The 19,304-nt window shown below is 55.3% G+C and carries 15 protein-coding genes and 2 pseudogenes; 12 read left to right on the forward strand and 5 right to left on the reverse strand.

The window, feature by feature from the left end:
• Nucleotides 1–114 precede the first annotated feature (114 nt).
• Genes D2V04_RS03580 through D2V04_RS03595 form a run of 4 tightly spaced genes read left to right on the forward strand, consistent with a single transcriptional unit; the run spans nt 115 to nt 3,190 of the window.
• A complete protein-coding gene (locus D2V04_RS03580; RefSeq protein WP_067182352.1) occupies nt 115–399 on the forward strand; it encodes a hypothetical protein in 285 nt (94 codons plus the stop codon).
• A gap of 57 nt (nt 400–456) precedes the next feature.
• Entirely contained in the window at nt 457–1,275 is an 819-nt protein-coding gene (locus D2V04_RS03585) for a DODA-type extradiol aromatic ring-opening family dioxygenase (protein ID WP_067182354.1), read from the forward strand.
• Nucleotides 1,276–1,306: 31 nt separating this feature from the next.
• On the forward strand, nt 1,307–2,626 hold the full coding sequence (locus tag D2V04_RS03590) for an SRPBCC family protein (RefSeq protein ID WP_067182357.1): 1,320 nt from the start codon (nt 1,307–1,309) through the stop codon (nt 2,624–2,626).
• An 18-nt stretch (nt 2,627–2,644) separates the two neighbouring features.
• Nucleotides 2,645–3,190 carry a 3-phenylpropionate/cinnamic acid dioxygenase subunit beta gene (locus tag D2V04_RS03595; protein WP_082737145.1) on the forward strand — a complete coding sequence of 182 codons (546 nt, stop codon included), beginning with the start codon at nt 2,645–2,647 and terminating at the stop codon, nt 3,188–3,190.
• 547 nt (nt 3,191–3,737) lie between these two features.
• On the opposite strand, the gene dmpG is transcribed toward D2V04_RS03595, so the two are convergent.
• From dmpG to D2V04_RS03610, 3 genes are all read right to left on the reverse strand, one after another.
• Entirely contained in the window at nt 3,738–4,778 is a 1,041-nt protein-coding gene (gene dmpG, locus D2V04_RS03600) for a 4-hydroxy-2-oxovalerate aldolase (RefSeq protein WP_067186976.1), read from the reverse strand.
• Complete coding sequence (locus D2V04_RS03605; RefSeq protein WP_067182363.1) at nt 4,778–5,695, reverse strand: acetaldehyde dehydrogenase (acetylating); 918 nt, start codon at nt 5,693–5,695, stop codon at nt 4,778–4,780. The genes dmpG and D2V04_RS03605 overlap by 1 nt, the downstream gene beginning before the upstream one ends.
• Before the next feature lie 78 nt (nt 5,696–5,773).
• Complete coding sequence (locus tag D2V04_RS03610) at nt 5,774–6,709, reverse strand: fumarylacetoacetate hydrolase family protein (protein WP_455363800.1); 936 nt, start codon at nt 6,707–6,709, stop codon at nt 5,774–5,776.
• Between the two features lie 97 nt (nt 6,710–6,806).
• Here D2V04_RS03610 and D2V04_RS03615 point away from each other — a divergent pair, with 97 nt between their 5' ends.
• The gene (locus tag D2V04_RS03615) at nt 6,807–7,604 is read left to right on the forward strand and encodes an IclR family transcriptional regulator (protein WP_067182365.1); all 798 of its coding nucleotides are present in this window, start codon (nt 6,807–6,809) and stop codon (nt 7,602–7,604) included.
• A 10-nt stretch (nt 7,605–7,614) separates the two neighbouring features.
• Here D2V04_RS03615 and D2V04_RS03620 read toward each other — a convergent pair whose 3' ends face one another.
• Nucleotides 7,615–8,403: an SDR family NAD(P)-dependent oxidoreductase gene (locus tag D2V04_RS03620; protein WP_082737146.1), complete on the reverse strand. Its 789-nt coding sequence runs from the start codon at nt 8,401–8,403 to the stop codon at nt 7,615–7,617.
• A gap of 130 nt (nt 8,404–8,533) precedes the next feature.
• Between D2V04_RS03620 and D2V04_RS03625 the strand changes: the two genes are divergently transcribed.
• The 6 genes and pseudogenes from D2V04_RS03625 to D2V04_RS03650 all read left to right on the forward strand — a co-directional run bounded on the left by D2V04_RS03625 (nt 8,534) and on the right by D2V04_RS03650 (nt 17,952).
• Nucleotides 8,534–9,376, forward strand: a complete 843-nt coding sequence (locus D2V04_RS03625) for an alpha/beta fold hydrolase (RefSeq protein WP_067182368.1) — start codon at nt 8,534–8,536, stop codon at nt 9,374–9,376.
• A gap of 56 nt (nt 9,377–9,432) precedes the next feature.
• Complete coding sequence (locus D2V04_RS03630) at nt 9,433–11,034, forward strand: class I adenylate-forming enzyme family protein (RefSeq protein ID WP_082737147.1); 1,602 nt, start codon at nt 9,433–9,435, stop codon at nt 11,032–11,034.
• 47 nt (nt 11,035–11,081) lie between these two features.
• Nucleotides 11,082–13,268, forward strand: coding sequence for a TonB-dependent receptor (locus D2V04_RS03635; RefSeq protein WP_170935377.1), 2,187 nt, complete (start codon nt 11,082–11,084; stop codon nt 13,266–13,268).
• Nucleotides 13,269–13,574: 306 nt separating this feature from the next.
• Nucleotides 13,575–14,825, forward strand: coding sequence for an NAD(P)/FAD-dependent oxidoreductase (locus D2V04_RS03640; protein ID WP_067186978.1), 1,251 nt, complete (start codon nt 13,575–13,577; stop codon nt 14,823–14,825).
• A gap of 616 nt (nt 14,826–15,441) precedes the next feature.
• Nucleotides 15,442–16,690: pseudogene (locus D2V04_RS03645) on the forward strand (IS3 family transposase).
• Between the two features lie 632 nt (nt 16,691–17,322).
• Nucleotides 17,323–17,952 (forward strand): TetR/AcrR family transcriptional regulator, encoded by a 630-nt coding sequence (locus D2V04_RS03650; protein ID WP_082737149.1) that lies wholly within the window; start codon nt 17,323–17,325, stop codon nt 17,950–17,952.
• Nucleotides 17,953–18,158: 206 nt separating this feature from the next.
• Here D2V04_RS03650 and D2V04_RS18130 read toward each other — a convergent pair whose 3' ends face one another.
• Nucleotides 18,159–18,335, reverse strand: coding sequence for a transposase (locus tag D2V04_RS18130; protein ID WP_228766238.1), 177 nt, complete (start codon nt 18,333–18,335; stop codon nt 18,159–18,161).
• Between the two features lie 159 nt (nt 18,336–18,494).
• Between D2V04_RS18130 and D2V04_RS03660 the strand changes: the two are divergent.
• Nucleotides 18,495–19,304 (forward strand): annotated as a pseudogene (locus D2V04_RS03660) (IS3 family transposase); the annotation flags it as partial.

The raw sequence follows: 19,304 nt of genomic DNA on the forward strand, positions 1-19,304 counted from the left end.
GTCTGATTGGGCCGGCTCAGCGACCTCGAAGGCAAAACCATACTCTTGCGTATTGACTTTTCGACCCGAAGATCCGATTGAACGATATCTGAGGTGCCGGAAGGGACGTGACAGATGAGTTTTGGAGCCGTCGAGCAACTGTTTTACGACGTGAGTACCAAACGGAATTCCCGCGCAGCGTTTCGCGAGGATGCCACAGCTTTCGCAGAGAAGTACGCCCTCAGCGAGCTAGAACGCGACATGGTCTTGTCCATGAATGCCGAGGGACTCTTCGAGTACGGCATTAACCCGATGCTTCTGATGGGCTTCTGGACAAGCGTAAACGGACCGCAATCGATGCCGGATTATCTGTCCCGCGTTCCGACGCTGACGTCACAGCTCGAGACGGTAAGCGAATGAAGTGAGAGGCCGGCGGCAGCGAAGCGCTTACCCGTCTATCTTTAGGAGAGTTTCAAGATGGCCGAAATAGTCGGCGGCTTCATCATGCCGCATGATCCATTGTTGTTTGTGAACCCAAAGAAGAAAGAGCGCGACCACCTGATTGGCGCTTATTCGGAAATTCGCGACAAAGTAAGCAAGTCCGGCGCGACGAAGGCGATCATCTTCGGCGCGGACCATTATATTCTCTTCGGCCCTCGCTGTCTGCCACAGTTTCTTATCCCGACAGGCGAGCTTCATGGTCCCATTGACCGGTTGCCCGGTGTTGGAGATTCACCGATCGCCAGCGATCCGGGTTTCGCAGAGTATTTGGTCGGCCATGCCCATCAAAGCGGCTTCGACGTGTCTGTGGCGCGCGACTTGGGGGTGGATCATGCAATCGGGGTGCCCGCCCAGCTTGCCCTTCCGGCCGACGGGTCGGTCAAGACGGTTCCCGTTTATATGGCGAGTGGCGTAGCGCCGTATGTTCGTCTCCAAAGGGCATATGATTTCGGACGAATGATTGGCGATGCCATTGCGAAAATGCCCGTAGACGAATCCGTAGTGTTGATCGGCAGCGGAGGGATCAGCCACTGGGTGGGCACCGGAGAAATGGGGCGCATCAATTCCGAGTTTGATCGGAAGGTCCTCGACTGCATCGTTTCCGGCGATGCGACCCCTCTCCTTTCAATGACAGACGAGGAAATAATGCGCGAAGGCGGCAACGGTGGAATGGAGATTCGTCATTTTCTTGCAGTGATGGGTGCTCTGCCGGCGGGCCGAGGCGAAGTGCTCGCTTACGAAGCCTGGGATGGCGGCGTTACCGGCCTCGGCTTTGCGGAGATACTGCCCGCCTGAACGGGTCGGGTTCGAATAGCTGGAGAATGACATGACTGAATCGCTCTTGAAGCCGGATAGTAATGCAAAATTGGCTGCGGGCATCGAGGAACTCGTCGACGCCGAAGCGGGAAATATTGACCGCCGGATCTTCTGGGACGAATCTATCTACAACCTGGAGCTTGAACGGATTTTTGCGCGATGCTGGATTTTTGTCGCGCATGACACGCAATTGCCCAATGTTGGCGATTTTCTAACGACGACAATCGGTGAAGATGCGGTCATCGTGTCGCGTGGCGAAGACGGCAAGATCCACACCTTTCTCAACTCCTGTACGCATCGAGGTAATCGCGTGTGCTTTGCAGAGGCGGGCAACTCCCGGCGGTTCACATGCAATTTTCATGGCTGGTCCTACGGTCTCGACGGTAGCTTGAAGAATGTCAGTCGCCCGCAGTCCTATAGTGGAAAATCGAACCTCGATAAGTCCAAGCTTGGCCTGCACAAGGCGCGTGTCGAAAGCTATAAGGGGATGCATTTCGCCTGCTTCGACCCGGAGGCCCCGTCGCTTGAGGAATATCTAGGCGAATTTCGCTGGTATCTAGATGTGATCCTCGACAATGACGAAGGTGGTATCGAGTTTATCGATGGCAACATCAAATCTCGGCTCAAATGCAATTGGAAATTCCCGGCAGAGAACTTCGTGGGCGACTCGTATCACGCTCCCTGGACGCATAGCTCAGCCTTGATCGCAATGTTCGGAAAACAGCCGACCATGCGACCTGACCGTTCTTATCATGCCAATGCGAACGGCCACGGCTGGGAGTTTGGACTGGATTTCATTGGGAACGCGGCAACGCTCAATTCACCGCCGATTATCGACTATCTGCGTGAGCAGGAGGCGAAATTTGCCGAACGTCTGGGGAAGGTTCGCAGCAGGATGGTAGGCGCTCTAAGCTCCGCTAACGTCTTTCCCAATCTTTCCTTCCTGGCAGGTCACAACACTTTTCGGACATGGAACCCCAAGGGTCCAAGGAGCACGGAACTTCACACCTGGGTGTTCCTGAACGCAAATGCCCCGGAAGAACTCAAGGAAGAATATCGCCGCGGGGTAATGTTAACCTTTTCTCCGGCGGGTGTGTTCGAAATGGATGACGGCGAGAACTTCGAGAATTGCACGGCGGTCAATGTAGGCGTGGTGACCCGGCAGCAACAGCTTCACTTCGGGATGGGCCTCGATTCGAAAATCGAACACGAGGAACTGCGCGGCAATGTTTATCAAAGCCAGATCAATGAAGCGAACCAACGGGCCTTCTACCAGCGCTGGGCAGATCTGATGGGTGCAGAAACCTGGGCCGACGTTCCTGTCCGTTAGAAATATTCAGAGGTAAATGTGAAGACTCTCGAACAAACCACCCGGCGCGATCACTGCTCTGTGTCAGCCGAGTTACTTTTGGAGATACAGCAGTTTCTGTATCGAGAAGCCCGTTTGCTCGATAACGAGCAATATGATGAATGGCTAGAATTGCTGACGGACGATATCCATTATTGGGTACCAGGAGTGCAGGCCCGCTATCGAAAGGATGAGGCGAAGTTCAGTTCCGAACGAATGGCCTATTTCGACGACGGCCTCGAATATCTCAAGATCCGCGTGGCACGCGCCAAGCAGCCGTCGGCATGGGCCGAAGATCCACCCACCAGGCATTTTCACCTGATCGGCAATATCGAGGTCTTACCTACTGAAGATTCTAACGAGTGGACGGTCCATTCTGTGATCCTCAACCATCGTCATCGGACTGAAGACGATGAAATGGAACTAAAAGCCAGACGCGTCGATACAATCAGGCGGAACTCAGAAGGTCTGCTCCAACTGGCGCGCAGGAAGGTCATCTTGCAGGAAACTGTCTTGCAAGCAAAGAACATCAATACGTTCCTTTGATTGTGTGAAGGCCCTTCTGCTTGCCCGCAACTGGGCCGAATCTGTTGCATAGGCCTGGCGGCGTAGGTTGCCCGAAAGTACTCTTGCCGCTGTTGCTGACGGCCTCTTGGCGGCTGCCACCGTGCGGGAAAAGTGGCTCGGAACGATGTAGAGAAGCAGGTGTCGTTTCTGGCACCGCAGCTGATCGGAACACCCCACGGCCTTGACAATTCCGCAATGTCAGGATCGGCAGCGCAAGATAGTGTGGATTGCTTCGCTATGGCCGGTCTGCCCTTTCGGGAGAGAAAACGAGACTTGGTTTCAATGAGGTGACAGTCGATATAGCGCCGATAATCAGGGAGTTCGCGATTTTGGCGGGTCGGAGCCTTTGCCAAATGGTCGGCAGGATACGACCCCAGGCAGAGTTCTTAGCAAAGCCTGCGGTGATGAGGTTGTCCGCTCCCTGTCGCGTGGGTCCGAGGACTTCTCGTCCAATTTGGCCTCCCGACAAGGAGCGACAGCAACGCCTTTCGTAACTTCGTTCTGTTTTGAAGTGCTTGAATCGCCGTCAAACCAGATCGCGTTCCTTGGCCATCGAGAGCGCGGTGTCTTCGATCATGTCCTCCTGACCCCCGATCATTTTCTTGCGAGCCAATTCCATCAAGATATCACGTGCAGACAAGCCGTACTTACGTTCGGCTTCTTTGGCCTGATACAGGAAGGTTGAGTAGACCCCTGCAAAACCGAGCGTTATGGAATCCCTGTCCGCACGGGGCGGCTGAGGCATGATCGGCAAAACCCGATCCTCTGCTACGTCCATCAGCTTAAACAGATCCACCCCGGTTTCGATGCCCAATCGCTCTCCGACGGCAGCCATCAGTTCGAGGGGTGTATTGCCAGCGCCAGCACCCAATCCGGCAGCCGAACCGTCGATGCGGTCCGCGCCCGCGGCTACAGCAGCCAGCGAATTGGCGACTCCCATCCCGAGATTGTGATGAGCGTGAAATCCGATCTCGGTTTCGTCCTGCAAAGCTGTGCGAAGGATGGTGATGCGATCGGTAACTTCATCAGGCAGCATGTAACCTGCCGAATCAACACAGTAGATTGTTGTTGCTCCATACCCTTCCATCAACAGCGCCTGCTCAACCAGGTGCTCGGGCGGCGTCATATGCGCCATCATGAGAAAGCCGACTGTATCAAGCCCAAGTTCCCGTCCCAGGCCAATGTGCTGTTCGGTAACGTCGGCTTCGGTGCAATGCGAGGCGACATGAACACATCCTGCCCCGCAATCGGCGGCCATCCGCAACTCATCCAGAGTGCCAATGCCCGGAACATGGAGTACCGAGATAGTCGCCTTTTTCACTACCTTGGCCACTGCCGAGATATATTCGCTATCCGAATGGAGTCCGCGACCGTAATTCAGGGATGATCCTCCCAACCCGTCACCGTGAGTGACCTGGATCAACGGCACCCCTGCGTCATCAAGCCCGGAAGCGATATCGACCATCTGATCCAGCGTGATCTGATGCCGCATGGAATGCATGCCGTCGCGCAGACACATATCATGCAGCTTGAGCTTTTTACCCCTAACCTGTTCTTCGAGTGTCATCATGCGTTCTCCTTCAATGGTGAGAGTTCAAGTCGGCCATCAAGGATGTCTTGTGCAAACATTTCGGCCGTGCGCGCTGCAGCGGCAGTCATGATGTCCAGATTTCCTGCATATTTGGGGAGAAAATCGCCAAGTCCCTGCACTTCCAGAAAGATCGAGACTTTGCGCCCCTCGAAAATTGGCCCGTTCTTCAATTGGTAGCCGGGGACATATTGTTGCACAGCAGAAATCATCTCGTGCACGGATGCGGTGATCGCTTCCTGATCCGGCTCGTCGACTGTTTCGCAATAGACGGTGTCACGCATCATCAGCGGAGGCTCGGCCGGATTGACGACCACGATAGCCTTGCCTTGCGCTGCACCTCCCACTTTCGCGACTGCCGCAGAAGTGGTGCGCGTGAACTCGTCGATATTCTTCCGAGTACCCACTCCGATCGACTTCGACGCGACCGTTGCGATTATCTCGGCGTAATCCACGCTTTGAACATTGCTGATGGCGGCGACCATCGGAATCGTGGCCTGACCCGCGCATGTGACCATGTTGACGTTCATTGCCTTACGGCCTGCCAGATCCTTGAGATTCACCGGGGGAACGCAAAGCGGGCCAAGGGCGGCGGGCGTCAGGTCGATCATAAGAATGCCCAGCTCGTTCAGCTTGCGGCTGTTTTCGGCGTGGACATAGGCCGAAGTCGCATCAAACGCGATGCTCACTCCATCCTCGATCGCGTGAGGCACCAGCCCGTCAACCCCTTCAGCAGTGGTCTTGAGGCCCAGTTCCTTCGCGCGGGCCAGACCTTCGGATCCGGCCTCAATACCCACCATCCAAACGGGTTCGAGAACTTCGGAACGAAGCAGTTTGTAAAGCAGATCGGTGCCGATATTCCCCGGCCCGATTATTGCGCATTTAATTTTGTCCATCCGAGCATCCTTACTTTGTCACTAGAGTGCGCCGAGGTCTGTCACCTCGCTGCTATCCTTGCCGAAGCACGCGATTGGCTAAGAAAAAATCATGCGACAGGACCCAAGCCCGTCGCTGAGGTTAAGTTGCAGCGTGTCACCGCTGGATATGTCGATCATCGGACCAAGTGCTCCGGAAAGGATTATTTCGCCCGCCCTGAACGGCATTCCAAGCTCGCCAAGCGTATTGGCCAGCCAGGCGACAGAGTTAAGAGGGGAACCCTGAACAGCGGCGCCGATCCCGCTCGCAACCTCGACTCCATTACACTCGATTGTCATGGCCACTTTTGCCAGATCGATCTCACGGGGATCGACCCGCTCGGTCCCTATCGCGAATATTCCGCACGAGGCGTTATCCGCGACTGTATCCTGAATTCTGATATCCCAGTCTTGAATGCGGCTATCGACGATCTCGAAACAGGCAGTGACATATTCGGTCGCCTCCAGTACATCGGCGGCGGTCACGCCAGGCCCGTTGAGATCATGTTGCAGGATGAACGCAATTTCGCCTTCTGCCTTGGGTTGGATGAGTGATTTGTGATCTACCGTAGCGCAATCGGGAACCAGCATTCGATCGGTCAATTGTCCGAAATCAGGCTCGAACACCCCGATCATTTCCTGCACCACTTTGGAAGTAACGCCGATCTTTTTGCCGATGATCTTTTCGCCAGCTTCCAGACGGCGCGCGACCATTCGTTCCTGGACGCGATAGGCGTCGACAATATCTATCTCCGGATGGCGATCCCGCAGATTGGAAACCGTTCGGCCCTTGATCAGTGCGCCGTAGAGTTCATCACCCAGGGAAGATATTATTGAACTTTCGAGTGGCATTGCCTTAAATTCTCCCAAACGTGCGCATCGAAACGCCCTTGTATCTTTTGCCGATCTCGTCTCCTGGCCACCATCGAGCAATTCACCGCCCGTCCAATCTGAGCAGTCAGCGAATCCGGCACGGTTCGAAAACGGCGTCTTCAATCTATGTTTGTGTCTGTGCGCTATCGTTTGGCACCCTGCCAAGCTTGACCGGCGGCAATTGAGGCCTAGAGCCTCACTCTGTGAGAGGAGCGACAAGATGAACGATGCATCCAGCACATCGGTTGTCGAGCGAATACTCGACCTGATCGGTTGCCTTTCGTCGGCGCCCAAGACGGTAAGGGAAATCTGCGAACATACCGGCATTCCCGTTTCTACAGCTCACCGGCTCTTGAGGCCGTTGGTCGAGCGCAAATTTGTAATCCGGCAACGTCGAGGATTATACGCTCTCGGCATCGCCAGCGTGGAAATAGCGGTACGTGCGGATATCGATTCGATTATTACCACTGCAACCCGGCCCATTATGGCAGACCTCGCCAAGACTTGCAGGCGTACGGTGCATCTGGGCGTCTTTCGTGACAATCTTGTACGCTATTTGGTCAAGGCCGAATCCGGGTGCCGACGGTCTCCTTCTCGGGAGGAGATCGAGCTCGAGGCTTACTGCACAGCGATTGGCAAGGCCCTGCTTGCTCAACTGGAACGGGACAGGCTTGAAGACTATCTTGCCTTGGGCGATTTCGTTCCTCTTACGGACAACACAATATTCGATGTCGATGACCTGAGACAAGAAATCAACGGCGTACGCCGACAGGGATGGGCGATAGATCGAGGGGAGATGTATCCAGAGCTGCGCTGCCTCGCGGTGCCGATACGGGGCAGGACCGGCCTGTTGGCGGCGGTGTCAGTCACCGAGGTCTGCAACGACGTTGATCCCGAGAAAGCGGAACAGGATTTGCTGACGCTTTTTCCGCGCATCGTTGAAGCGGCAGAGGCAGTTTCCGATGTTTTGCGAATGCCAGGGGACGAGGTTCGCGAGAAGCGAAGTAACAAGACTTGAAGTGCTCGGCCTAACCCATTCGCGAGATCAATCCGCCATCGCTGACCAGGATCGTTCCATTTAGGTTTACTCCATCTCTAGGTGACGCGAGAAGCACATAGCATCCGGCATGATCTTCCGCCTCTGCCGCCCTTGCCAGTGGCGATGCCTTCGCCACCATTTCAACTGTGCGCTGTTCGGAATCGAGACGACGCGATGCGCTCTCCAGTGTGTCCAATCCCGAAAGGCCCGTGACAGTCCCGCCAGGAGCAACGCCGTTAACGCGGATTTGCGGCGCCCATTCATAAGCAAGTTGATAAACTATGCCCCGCAGTGCGAACTTGCTGGCAGTGTACAATGTGCCACCGCCGCCAGCTCTGAAACTAGCATTGGAGCAGGTCACTATCAGAGAGCCCGTGGATTTCCGCAACGCATCTGCGGAAGCTCGCGCCAAGAGCAAAGTCGACAGCACATTAATTCGGAACAATTCCTCGAACGCTGCCTCCACGTCTTCCATTTTCATGCGATCTATACGCTTGTACCAGTCGTAAACGCCGGCGTTCGCTATCGTGGTGTCCAGTTTTCCGAATTTTTCCTGCGCAAGTTCGACGCCCGCTTCGCAGATCGCAGCCTCTGTGCAATCTCCCGCGAGGACAGAGCACCGATCCCCCAAGTGATCCGACAAATCCGCGAGAGCGTCGGCATTGCGATCCAACGCAACTACATTCGCTCCTTCCTCGACGAGACGTATCGCCACTGCCTTGCCGATACCTGAAGCCGCGCCAGTGATTAACGCTGTTTGGCCCGAAAGTTTTCCCATCAATTCTCACCCTCTGGTTTTTTGTCTATTTCAGATCAACCATCCATACTCCAGCGTATTGACATCTTCCAAGGTCCCTCGCAACAGACAAGGAAGAAGAATTTGGCGAAATGCTGCTTTGGAGAGAGGTATGCCCGGTAATACGGAGCTTCCCGATATCGGGTTGTCGATAGACGTCGACGGTATCCAGACAAATTATCACGATTGTGGAGAAGGTGACCCCGTCATCCTCCTTCACGGTTCGGGTCCGGGCGTGACCGCCTGGCAAAACTGGCGAGGAATCCTGCCAAAACTTGGGGAAACGCACAGGGTTCTGGCCCCCGACATCGTGGGCTTCGGCTTTAGCCAACTGCCTGAAGGAGAGAAGCCGGGCATCAAACTGTGGACGCGGCATCTGGCGGGCTTTATAGAAGCCCTTGGCCTCGACCGCGTAACGCTGGTCGGCAACAGCTTCGGTGGTGCCCTCGCGCTGGGAATGATGGCTTTTCATTCCGACAAGGTGCGCTCGCTTATTCTTATGGGCACACCGGCTGGTGAGTTTGAGCAGACGCAGGGATTGGCGGACAGCCGATCCTTCGAGCCCAGCATGGACGCCATGCGCGCTATGATGAAGGCATTCCCATACGATCCGTCAATAGTTACCGACGAGGCAGTGGCCGCGCGCCTGCGTGTGGCGGAAATCGCCAGCGGGAAAGAGACAATCCGCAAGCTGCAGCCTGGCGCTGATCAAGCATCGAAAGGTCCACGAATCGTCAAGGGCATTCCGCTGGAGCAGTTGAAAGCTATCGATGCGCCAACGCTGATTCTGCACGGCCGCGAAGACAAGATGATTCCATTGCATGTTGCAGTGCGAATGCACGAACACCTCAAGCGCTCCGAGATGCATGTCTATGGTCAATGCGGCCACTGGGTCCAGCTAGAGCGTGAGCATCAGTTTCTGGACCAAATACGCGCATTTCTCCGTCGCAATTGAAATCCTCGCTAGCCGTATTTCTTGGCCGCAAAATCCTTAACACAGTTTCCGGCGAAATGGTATTTATGCAGATGTCGAAAACCAGAACCGAGATACTTCGTCGTCTCAGTGAAGGCGATCGAGCTTTCCTGCGCGAAGAATATAGTGATGTCGTGACCATGTTCTGGGACGCGGTAGAAGCTTGTCCTGAAAAGCTGGCACTGATTGAGGGAGATCGAAAACTCTCATACGAGCAGTACGGTTCTGCGGTTGCAGGTCTCGCTGCGCGCATTGGCGAGATTGTCCCGCCATCAGGCCGTGTCGCGATTTCCATCCCGAATTCTATCGAGGCAAACGTCGCCATTTTCGCTGCATTGAGCGCTGGTGCCGAGATTTCGATGGTCAATGCCGAATATACGCCGCGCGAACTTGGAGTGTTGTTCGGGATTGCGGAGCCCGATCTCGTTCTGGCGGGTGGACAGAACGCCACGGTCGCCGGTGCCACCGCCGGCAGCATTGGTAAACCACTAGCGATCGTGGGCGAGGGCGGCATTGCGATCGAGCAGTTGCTGGAAACGCCGCCAGAGCGGCCGGGACTCGAAATAACGGGCGAAAGCCCCTGTATAATCATGTTTACGGGTGGATCGACGGGCGCACCGAAGGGTGTCCGGCGCTCTCAAAGCTCGGAAATGAGCTGCATCAAGGCAATGCAAACCGCTTGGCCTACTCGCCTATACGAAGAAGTCTGGCTTAATGTTGCCCCCGTCAGCCATGTCTGGGGCCTGCACATGGGGTGCTTCAATCCTGTTTATGGGCGCGCTCCCCTCGTAATCGTTCCGCGCTTCCAGCCAGACGTCACGGCAGGTCTGATGGAAAAGCACAGGGTCAGCGTCTTCAGCGGTGGTCCGGCGGCTATCTATCAGGGACTCCTTGCAGCCCCTGATGCCGACTTATCTGCGCTGTGGCTGTGCCCTGGCGGCGGTTCGGTATTCTCTCGGCAAACCCTTCTGCGTTGGGAGGCCAAGACCGGCCTTCCGATACTCGAGGCATTTGGCATGACAGAAGGCGGCCCACTGACGGCGCAACCACTCGACGGCTCGCACAAGTACGGCACTGCTGGCCTCCCATTGCCCGGTATCGAGGTGGCCATTGCTGCGCTCGATGGAAGTGGCAAGCGGCTGGATCCGAATGAGAACGGTGAAATTTTGATCCGCGGAGAACGTGTCATTGAGCAATACATGGGCCTTCCACCATGTGCAGATGACGGATGGCTCCCCACCGGGGACATCGGATGTTTGACTTCGGATGGTTTTCTGACAGTCGTCGACCGCAAGAAAGACATGCTCATTGTTGCGGGATTTAATGTCTATCCCAGCGAGATCGAGGAAGTAATTTCCCAAGTTCCGGAGGTCACGGATGTGGCTGTAATCTCAGTGCCTGACGATCGCAAGGGTGAAGTGCCCTTTGCTTTTGTAGCAATCGACCAGGGGGCCGGGATTACTGAAAAGACACTCCTAAATCACTGCGCCGAGCACCTGACCAACTACAAGATTCCGCGAGCAATCGTCTTGCTTGACGAGCTTCCAAAGACGCCCGCACGCAAGCCGGACAAAAAGAGGCTCGAGAAACTGGCTAGAGATTTTTTGAGGAAGCAAGGCAATAAAATTACTGCAAAGTAATACAGGAATAGATTGCTAATTTTATTATGCCAAATTGGGGAGGTTTTATGAAAGTATACTTTTTAACAACGGTGGCTGCGCTGCCGGTTTTGCTCTGCCCGGCCGCAGCTTTTGCGCAGGGTGCATCTGAGGATCAAGCGGGCGAGTTCGCAGGAGCGACCGAGGCACAGGCTGAGGAAGGCAATGGGACGATTATCGTTACCGCCACTCGCCGTGAGGAAAGCCTGCAGGAAGTGCCAGTCGCGGTGACGGCAGTTTCTACCGAAGCGCTGACGACATCCGGCGTCGAGCAGGTCCGTTCACTCAACCAGCTTGTGCCCGGATTCAATGGCGGGCGCAATCAGAACGTGATGCAGCCCAGTATCCGTGGCGTAGGATCCAGCGGCACCTCAGTGGGTGATGAATCGAACGTCGCCGTGTATGTCGATGGGGTGTACCAAGGCGATCCTTATTCGACACAGATTGATCTCGTCGAAGTTTCGCGGGTAGAGGTATTGCGCGGACCGCAAGGTACGGTATTCGGTCGTAATGCGACCGGCGGTTTGGTTAACGTCGTGACGCCGGATCCGCAGTTCGCGCCACGGGCCTGGGTAAGGGGAAGCTGGGGCCGACTGCGCGAAGACTCGAACAATTTCGACATCCGCGCCTATGCAACCGGCGGGTTGACAGACTCGATCGCTGCCGATCTGGCGGTACTGTACCGAAATCAAGATGGATACGCGACTGACTTGGTCAGCGGCGGCACAGTCGGCGATACCGAAATTGCTTCCATCAGATCCAAGCTGTTGTTTCAACCTAGCGACGATGCTGAGTTCGTTCTGACGGTTGCCTACGTCGATACGCACGAAGAAACTGCGGCGACCGCCCAGCCTTTTGAAGGCAACACCCGTGGCGCACAATTCGCCGGAGCGATCATCTCTGACGAGCCTTGGGAAATCTCGAACTTCGCCTTTGGAACACCGGGCTTGTCGGAATTCACCCGTCTCGATCTTGCGCTGAAGGGGCAGATTGATCTGGGCGGAGTTATGCTTGAATCGACTAGTTCTTATATGAAGACGCGCGTCCATCAGATCGCAGATTCCGATGCCACCAACATCCTCCTTGGTGAAACGAACATGCGGGTAAAGCCCGACACATTCACGCAGGAACTTCGTCTGATTTCGGACAATGCCAGTCCGTTAAGTTGGACTGCCGGCGTTTATTACTACCAGCTTGAGGGCGAGCAGCCGCTCATATTAATAAATCGCCAGGATACGGCGACCCCTGTTACGCCGATCACGATTGAACCTGAAGTCAAGAACTCTTCGATAGCGGCATTCGCCGAAGGAACCTATGAGTTGGCACCAAGGCTTTCGGTAACTCTGGGCGGGCGGTTCACCACTGAAACACGAAAGTTTTCTCAACGGATTAACGGGAATCAGCTCTTCTCCGATGCAGAAGAAGATTTCGATAAGTTTACCTATCGGGTGGCTGTCCAGTATGAAGCTTCACCTGACCTGAACCTTTATGCGACCTATGGGACAGGCTTTAAGAGCGGCACGTTTAACACGTTCAGCGCTTCCAGCGTTGCTGTCGAACCCGAAACCATCGAAGCACTGGAATTCGGCATCAAATCCGATCCATTCCCATGGCTACGCGCAAACCTTGCGACCTTCTATTATACCTATGACAATCTGCAAGTTACCGCGCGGGCGGCGGACAATTCCTTCGTTCTTCAGAATGCTGCAAGCGCGGAAATCTACGGCGGTGAGCTTGAACTTTCAGCAGAGCCCACGCGAGGCCTCAATCTGAGAGCTGCCCTGGCTTACACGCATGCCACCTACGATGAATTTGAAAGTGCGCAGGTGTTCATTCCTCAGCCCGGTGGGGGAAACATGGTTGCCTCGGCTGACGCATCAGGAAATCAACTTGTCCGTACGCCAGAATTCACTTTGACGCTGGGTGGTCGCTACACTTTCGATGCGTTTCAGGGTGAAGCATTTATCGGCGGCAACCTGTTTCATTCGAGTGAGGTTTATTACGACTACCTCAACATTTTCGGTCAGGATTCATATGAACTGCTTTCAGCCGAGATCGGCTGGATTAGCCCAGATGATGATCTGACATTCCGGGTTTACTCCAAGAACCTTACGAATGAAGCGGTGGCTCAACAGATCTCACCGGGTCCGCTCGGGGCATACATCATTTATGAGCGCCCACGCGAAATAGGTGCAAGTGTAGAATTAAGATTCTAACCTGACGGCTGGAGGGAACGCTGAATTAAAGTCAAGCTGTACTCTCCAGCATCACCTCGATTGGGGTCACGTCATTGGAGTAGGCGGTCTACTCACGCATTGCCGTGATTGCTGTAGGGGCGCTACATGTCCGGACCAGGCGGGGCTGGTAATACCAGAAAGCGCCCCATCCATGAACTATGACCGAAACGACGAGCCCCACAGCTCCGGCAATTGCACCGAGACTTCTCGGCTGTTTTGCCAGATGCCGAAATTTGAGCATCAGACGGGATCGAGCGTCCCAATCATTGAGGAGGACCGGCGTTGATTGATCGTTTCGACGTGCTGATTGTTGGTACTGGGCACGGTGGCGCCCAGACTGCGCTGGCGCTCCGCCAGAATGGCTTTGAAGGCACCATAGCCATGTTGGGGCGAGACAAAGAACCACCCTACGAACGACCACCTCTATCTAAGGAATATCTCGCGCGTGAGAAAGAGTTCGAACGCATCCTGATTCGCCCCGTCAGCTTTTGGAAAGACAAGCAGGTGCGCCTGATGCTTGGTAGTGAAGTCGTCGCGGTTGATGCCGATGCTCGCACCGTTGCGTTGCAGGATGGCCGAACGTTTGGTTATGGAGAGTTGGTGTGGGCCGCGGGCGGCTCACCACGCAAGCTAACTTGCGAAGGCGCTGACCTCCAAGGCATCCACTCCGTGCGCGACAAGGGGGATGTTGACGCAATCACGGGCCAACTCGGTAACGGAGCGAGGCGGGTCGTGGTGATCGGCGGCGGCTATATCGGACTAGAAGCGGCAGCCGTGCTACGCAAACTTGGCTGCACTGTCGTGTTACTCGAAGCAATGGAACGCGTATTGGCCCGCGTCGCGTGCGAAGCGATTTCCCGGTTCTTCGAGGCACAGCACAGAGTGCACGGTGTGCAGGTTCGACTCAATACAGTGGTCGACTGCATTCAAGGGGATGGTACCAAAGCCACCGGCGTGAAGTTGGATAATGGTGAAGTTATCCACTGCGACATGGTCATCGTCGGCATAGGCATTGTTCCCGTCGTCGAGCAACTTTCCGCAGCTGGCGCCGATACGCCTAATGGCGTGGCCGTCGACGAGTATTGCCGTACAAGTCTGCCGCATGTCCACGCCATCGGCGATGTCGCCCTTCAAGCCAACAGTTTTGCCGATGGTAAGATGATCCGGATTGAGAGTGTGCAAAACGCCGGTGGGATGGCAAATACAGTTGCGAAAAACCTGTGCGGAAGCCAAGTTCCTTATTTAGCGACCCCTTGGTTTTGGTCCAATCAATACGACTTGAGGCTACAGACGGCTGGCCTATCTGCAGGCCATGACAAGACCGTTCTACGCGGTGATCCGTTCAAACGAAGCTTTTCGGTGATCTACCTAAAACGGGGTAAGGTCATCGCACTCGACTGTGTAAATGCGATGAAAGACTACGTCCAAGGCCTTAAGCTAGTGGAGGCAAGGGCAGAAGTCGCGGTCGAGGCGCTGGTTGACTCTGAGACGCCGCTGAAGAATCTCATATCGGTTCTGAGAGGTGAGAAAAAGTGAAAACTCACGACGACTATTGTGAATGGCTACATCGTTTTCTCCCAATCGATGACTGATATCAAAGTATTAGGGATAATTATAATTGAACGCAAAGGTGTTGAATGGGGCGAAGGTGAACGAAAGCCTCAACCAAGAAATGGTCGAAGCGACATATTCCGGTGGCGAGCATGAAATGGCTGATCCCCGGATACCCGGGGCCGGTCGGCCCGTTGACCTGCACTCAACCTGGCTCGTTTGAATCCGTCCGATAACGCGGTTGGCCGCGCAACGGTTGTCTCGGCATTTGATACACCGGATGCTGATTAACGTAGCTCCCAAAATTTGCTCGGGAAAAAATCAAAGTCAAACCGCTTCGTTGCGCATGTGTTCGGTTGAAGTGTTGGGCGCCTTAGCGGAGCCAGTTGGGCGTTGCGGGAATAGCTGTTGCGTTATCAGTTCTGCGCCGAACGCCGCCGGATTTGCGTACACCAGAACAGTTGCGTTCTCTCCCGATTGTAGTCCTCGCCCAAGGCAGCGGCTCGATCCAGGCACGGGCTACTCTGCCACCTGAATCCTGGACCATTCGCGGTTAGACTTTTCTGCCGTAGATATCCTTGGCTGGCCGAGGAGTTATGGCATGAAGGCATCGGAGTTGACGGACGCGCAGAAGGCGTTCGTCATCAAGCAGGGTGAGGAAGGGACGCCGGTGGCGGAGATCTGCCGCAAGGCGGAATAAGCCGGACGACGTACTTCAATTGGAAGAAGAAGTACGCCGGACTTTTGCCGTCGGAGGTGCGGAGGCTGCGCGAGGTCAAGGACGAGAATCGGCAGCTGAAGCAGATCGTCTCAGACCTGACGCTCTATCGTGCGATGCATCAGGATGTCATCAAGCGTAAGCTCTGAGGCCGGATCGAGAGCGCGAGATCAACGACGAGGTTCGGCAGGACTTGCAGGTGACGATCCGCAGAGCATGTGCCATACTGCACTTCGATCCTTCGACCTATCACTACTGGTTCCGCCGCAACGATCCGTCATTTTTTGAAGGAGCGTATCAGGGAGACCTGCGAGACGCATGTCCGCTACGGCTATCGGCGCGTGTACTACATTCTTCGCCACCACGGTTGGGGCGTGAACATGAAGAAGGCCTATCGCCTTTACAAGGAGTTAAGTCTTCAGCTCAGGAACGAGAGGTCCAAGCGTCGGGTGAAGGCCAAGCTGCGGGAGGATCGATCGATGGCGATCCGGCCGAACGATGTGTGGGCGATGTTCTTTGTTCAAAACCAGCTTGCGACTGGTCGCAAACTGCGCATCCTGACGGTAGTCGACACGTTTTCGCGTCTGTCACCTGTGATCGATCCGCGGTTCAGCTACCGGGGGAAGATGTGGTCGCAACGCCTGAAAAGGCTTGCCAGAAGATCGACTATCCAAAGACGATACGGGTGGACAATGGCAGCGAGTTCATCTCGCGAGACATGGATCGGAGGGCTTACCAGCGCGGTGTTACCTTGGACTTCTTTCGCCCTGGTAAGCCCGCAGATAACGTGTTCATCGAAGCGTTCAACAGCAAGCAACGGGTGAATGCTTGAACGCGCACCGCTTCCTGTTGCTGGGCGAGAGCGGTGCCGCATCGATAAGCCGTTCGAGCCTGGGCTCCTGAGCGGGGGCGACCGCATCCTCAACCACGACGAGGCCGGAAACCAGCGAAGGCTGTGCAAGGTGCTTGCGAAAAGCTGGAGGCGTAACGTAGACACTACGACGAAGAGCGACCGCACAGCGCGATCTGGAATATCCCTCCGATCTTGCTGCCAAACTCAGCCGGTGCGACCAACCCACCGGACCTGAGCCAGGTGGAAAACTCCAGGCCCGCGTGGTCCAAGGTTCGGTAGGAGTATAAGCAACCGAATGGCTCTAATCCCAACTGGGGGACAGCCGGGGGTCTCGTCAGCTACCTTCATGAAAGATGATCACAAAAGGCGGGGCGTGATCCCTCCAAAAAATTGCGTTGGTGTTTCCAGGAGTCGTTTCAAGTCTCCTGCGATTCGATAGTATGCCGCCAACGAGCTCGTTTCGTCTTGATTTATCTCACGTGGACCCAATAAACCAACCGGGCTATCAGTGGCCAACCGTTGCCAGCCCCCATGTTGCCCATAGCTCTGGCAAGGCGACCTCGTGAGCTGATCAAAAGCCGTCGGATATTGAAACAGACTGGGTACACAAAGGCAGAACGGCAACTTCGAGCCTCAGAAAGGACCATATGGGAAAAATTGCGCAAGTGCCCCCTCTTCGCCGAGTGGTTACTCTCATCTCAACCATACAGGGGATCTGGGCCCCAAATCGGGCGGACCTCAACAATTCACTTGTTCACGCAATCTTAGCTCATTCTGCGCAATACTAGAAATGCACCGGACTTCGTCGCAGTCGTCGCAAAGTGGGGTGAGTCGACGCGTTGCTTTAAAGTTTATCTCCTGCACGAAAACGCGTTTTGGGTGTAATCTTACCTATCGAACCAGCGGATATCATGCAACCTTGGCTGGGCACGAGATTAGATATTGGGACATATATGCTTAACGATAAGGGTAAGAGTGGCGATTCTAAGCAACTATCGAAGGACGCATGGCTAAAACACACCCTCAAAACCATTGGCGAGGTGGGTGTCGCTAATATTCAAATAGAATCCCTTGCTAAAGATTTAAATGTTACAAAGGGTAGTTTTTATTGGCATTTTAAAGGAAGAGACGCACTTTTGAATGATGCCCTCTCATATTGGTACGAAACTGCAACAAGGATAATTGGTCGTGCCGCCAATCGCAGTTTCAGCGATCCTATTGATCGTCTAAGATATTTTTTCAGTTTAGCATTTAATCAAAGGTACGATGTCCCTGGTGGACCGGTTGAGCGGGCCCTGCAAGAATGGGCCCGGGTTTCTGAAGCGGCATCAAAAACAACCCAACGTGTCGATCAAGAACGGATTCGGTTAATTGCAGATGCCTACATCGAACTTGGAAAAAGCGAAGTCGATGCACGTCGAATTGCTACTATGGCTCTTGGTCAGATAATTGGCCTAAACGTTCTTTCGCGATCCGAACCCAGGGAAGATCTTACTGATTATAATAAAGCATTTCAAATTATGTTCCTTACCTCGGGATGACAGCGATTCAGCAGTCGTTGCTGGGGGATCGAAATGGCCGGCAACCGTGGTCACGCTCAGTAGTCCGCTCTGAATGACTGACCGGCTGACGCCCGTAGCTTCAAGCGGAGGGGCTGAAGCCATTTTTGTGGGTACGCCGGTCAAAATAGCGCTTGAAGATGTCATTGGGTGAAGTTGCCGGAGGTGGTCGAGAGGTAATCGCGTTGTCAAAAGCGCTGTTCCGAGTAGCGCTTGCGCATGTTTTCGAACTCCTGCTGGATTTTGCGCGAGGAGCGCCCCTTGGCCTGGCGCACGAAATCAGCGACCGAGAATTGTGGTGGGATTTTGACGAACATATGCCCGCAGTCGCGGGACAAGGACCAGTTGCTAATCTTCGCGCCCATTTGGGGCAGACCTGGCAGATGATTTCGCGCAATCCCAGTCGGACTTTGCCGTGCAGTACCCCGAGAGATACTTGGGTGCCTAGACGAGGTGGTGGTGACGTGCTCCCCTGAAATGTGACCGGTATTTGGTAGAGTCCGACGCAAAGGAGTCGGACGACAATGAAGCGAAGCAGGTTCAGCGAACAGCAGATCATCGCGGTATTGAAGGAGCAGGAGGCTGGGATGCCGACTGCGGAGGTTTGTCGCCGTCACGGCATCAGCTCGGCCACGTTCTACAAATGGAAGTCGAAGTTCGGGGGGCTGGAAGTCTCCGATGCCCGGCGGCTGCGGACGCTTGAGCAGGAGAACAGCCGGCTGAAGAAGCTGCTCGCCGAGGCGATGCTCGACAACGTGGTGCTGAAGGATCTGGCATCAAAAAAATGGTAACGCCCGGCGCGAAGCGGGAAGCCGTCGCCCATGCCCGTGAGCAGCACGGGCTGAGCGAGCGTCGGGCGTGCAGTCTGGTCGGTGTGAGCCGCAGGGTGATCCGTTACGAGCCGACAAGGCCGGATGACGGGGCGCTGCGGCAACGGTTGCGCGAGCTGGCGGCGGAGCGTCGCCGGTTCGGCTATCGCCGCCTGGGCTACCTGCTGGCGCGGGAAGGCATGAAGCCCAACCACAAGAAGCTGCTGCGCATCTATCGCGAAGAAGGGTTGCGGGTGCGCCGTCGTGGCGGTCGCAAACGGGCACTGGGCACGCGCAGGCCAATGGTGCTGCCCGATGGACCGAACCAGCGGTGGTCGCTCGACTTCGTCTCCGATAGCCTCGTCTGCGGTCGCCGGTTCCGCATCCTATGCGTGGTCGACGACTTCTCGCGGGAGTGCCTGGCGCTGGTGGTCGACACGTCGCTGCCAGGCGCAAGGGTGGCCCGTGAACTGACCAGCCTGATCGGGATGCGCGGCAAGCCGCACACGGTTGTCAGCGACAACG

Origin of the sequence: Pelagerythrobacter aerophilus, assembly GCF_003581645.1 — a bacterium.
Taxonomy (GTDB): domain Bacteria; phylum Pseudomonadota; class Alphaproteobacteria; order Sphingomonadales; family Sphingomonadaceae; genus Pelagerythrobacter; species Pelagerythrobacter aerophilus.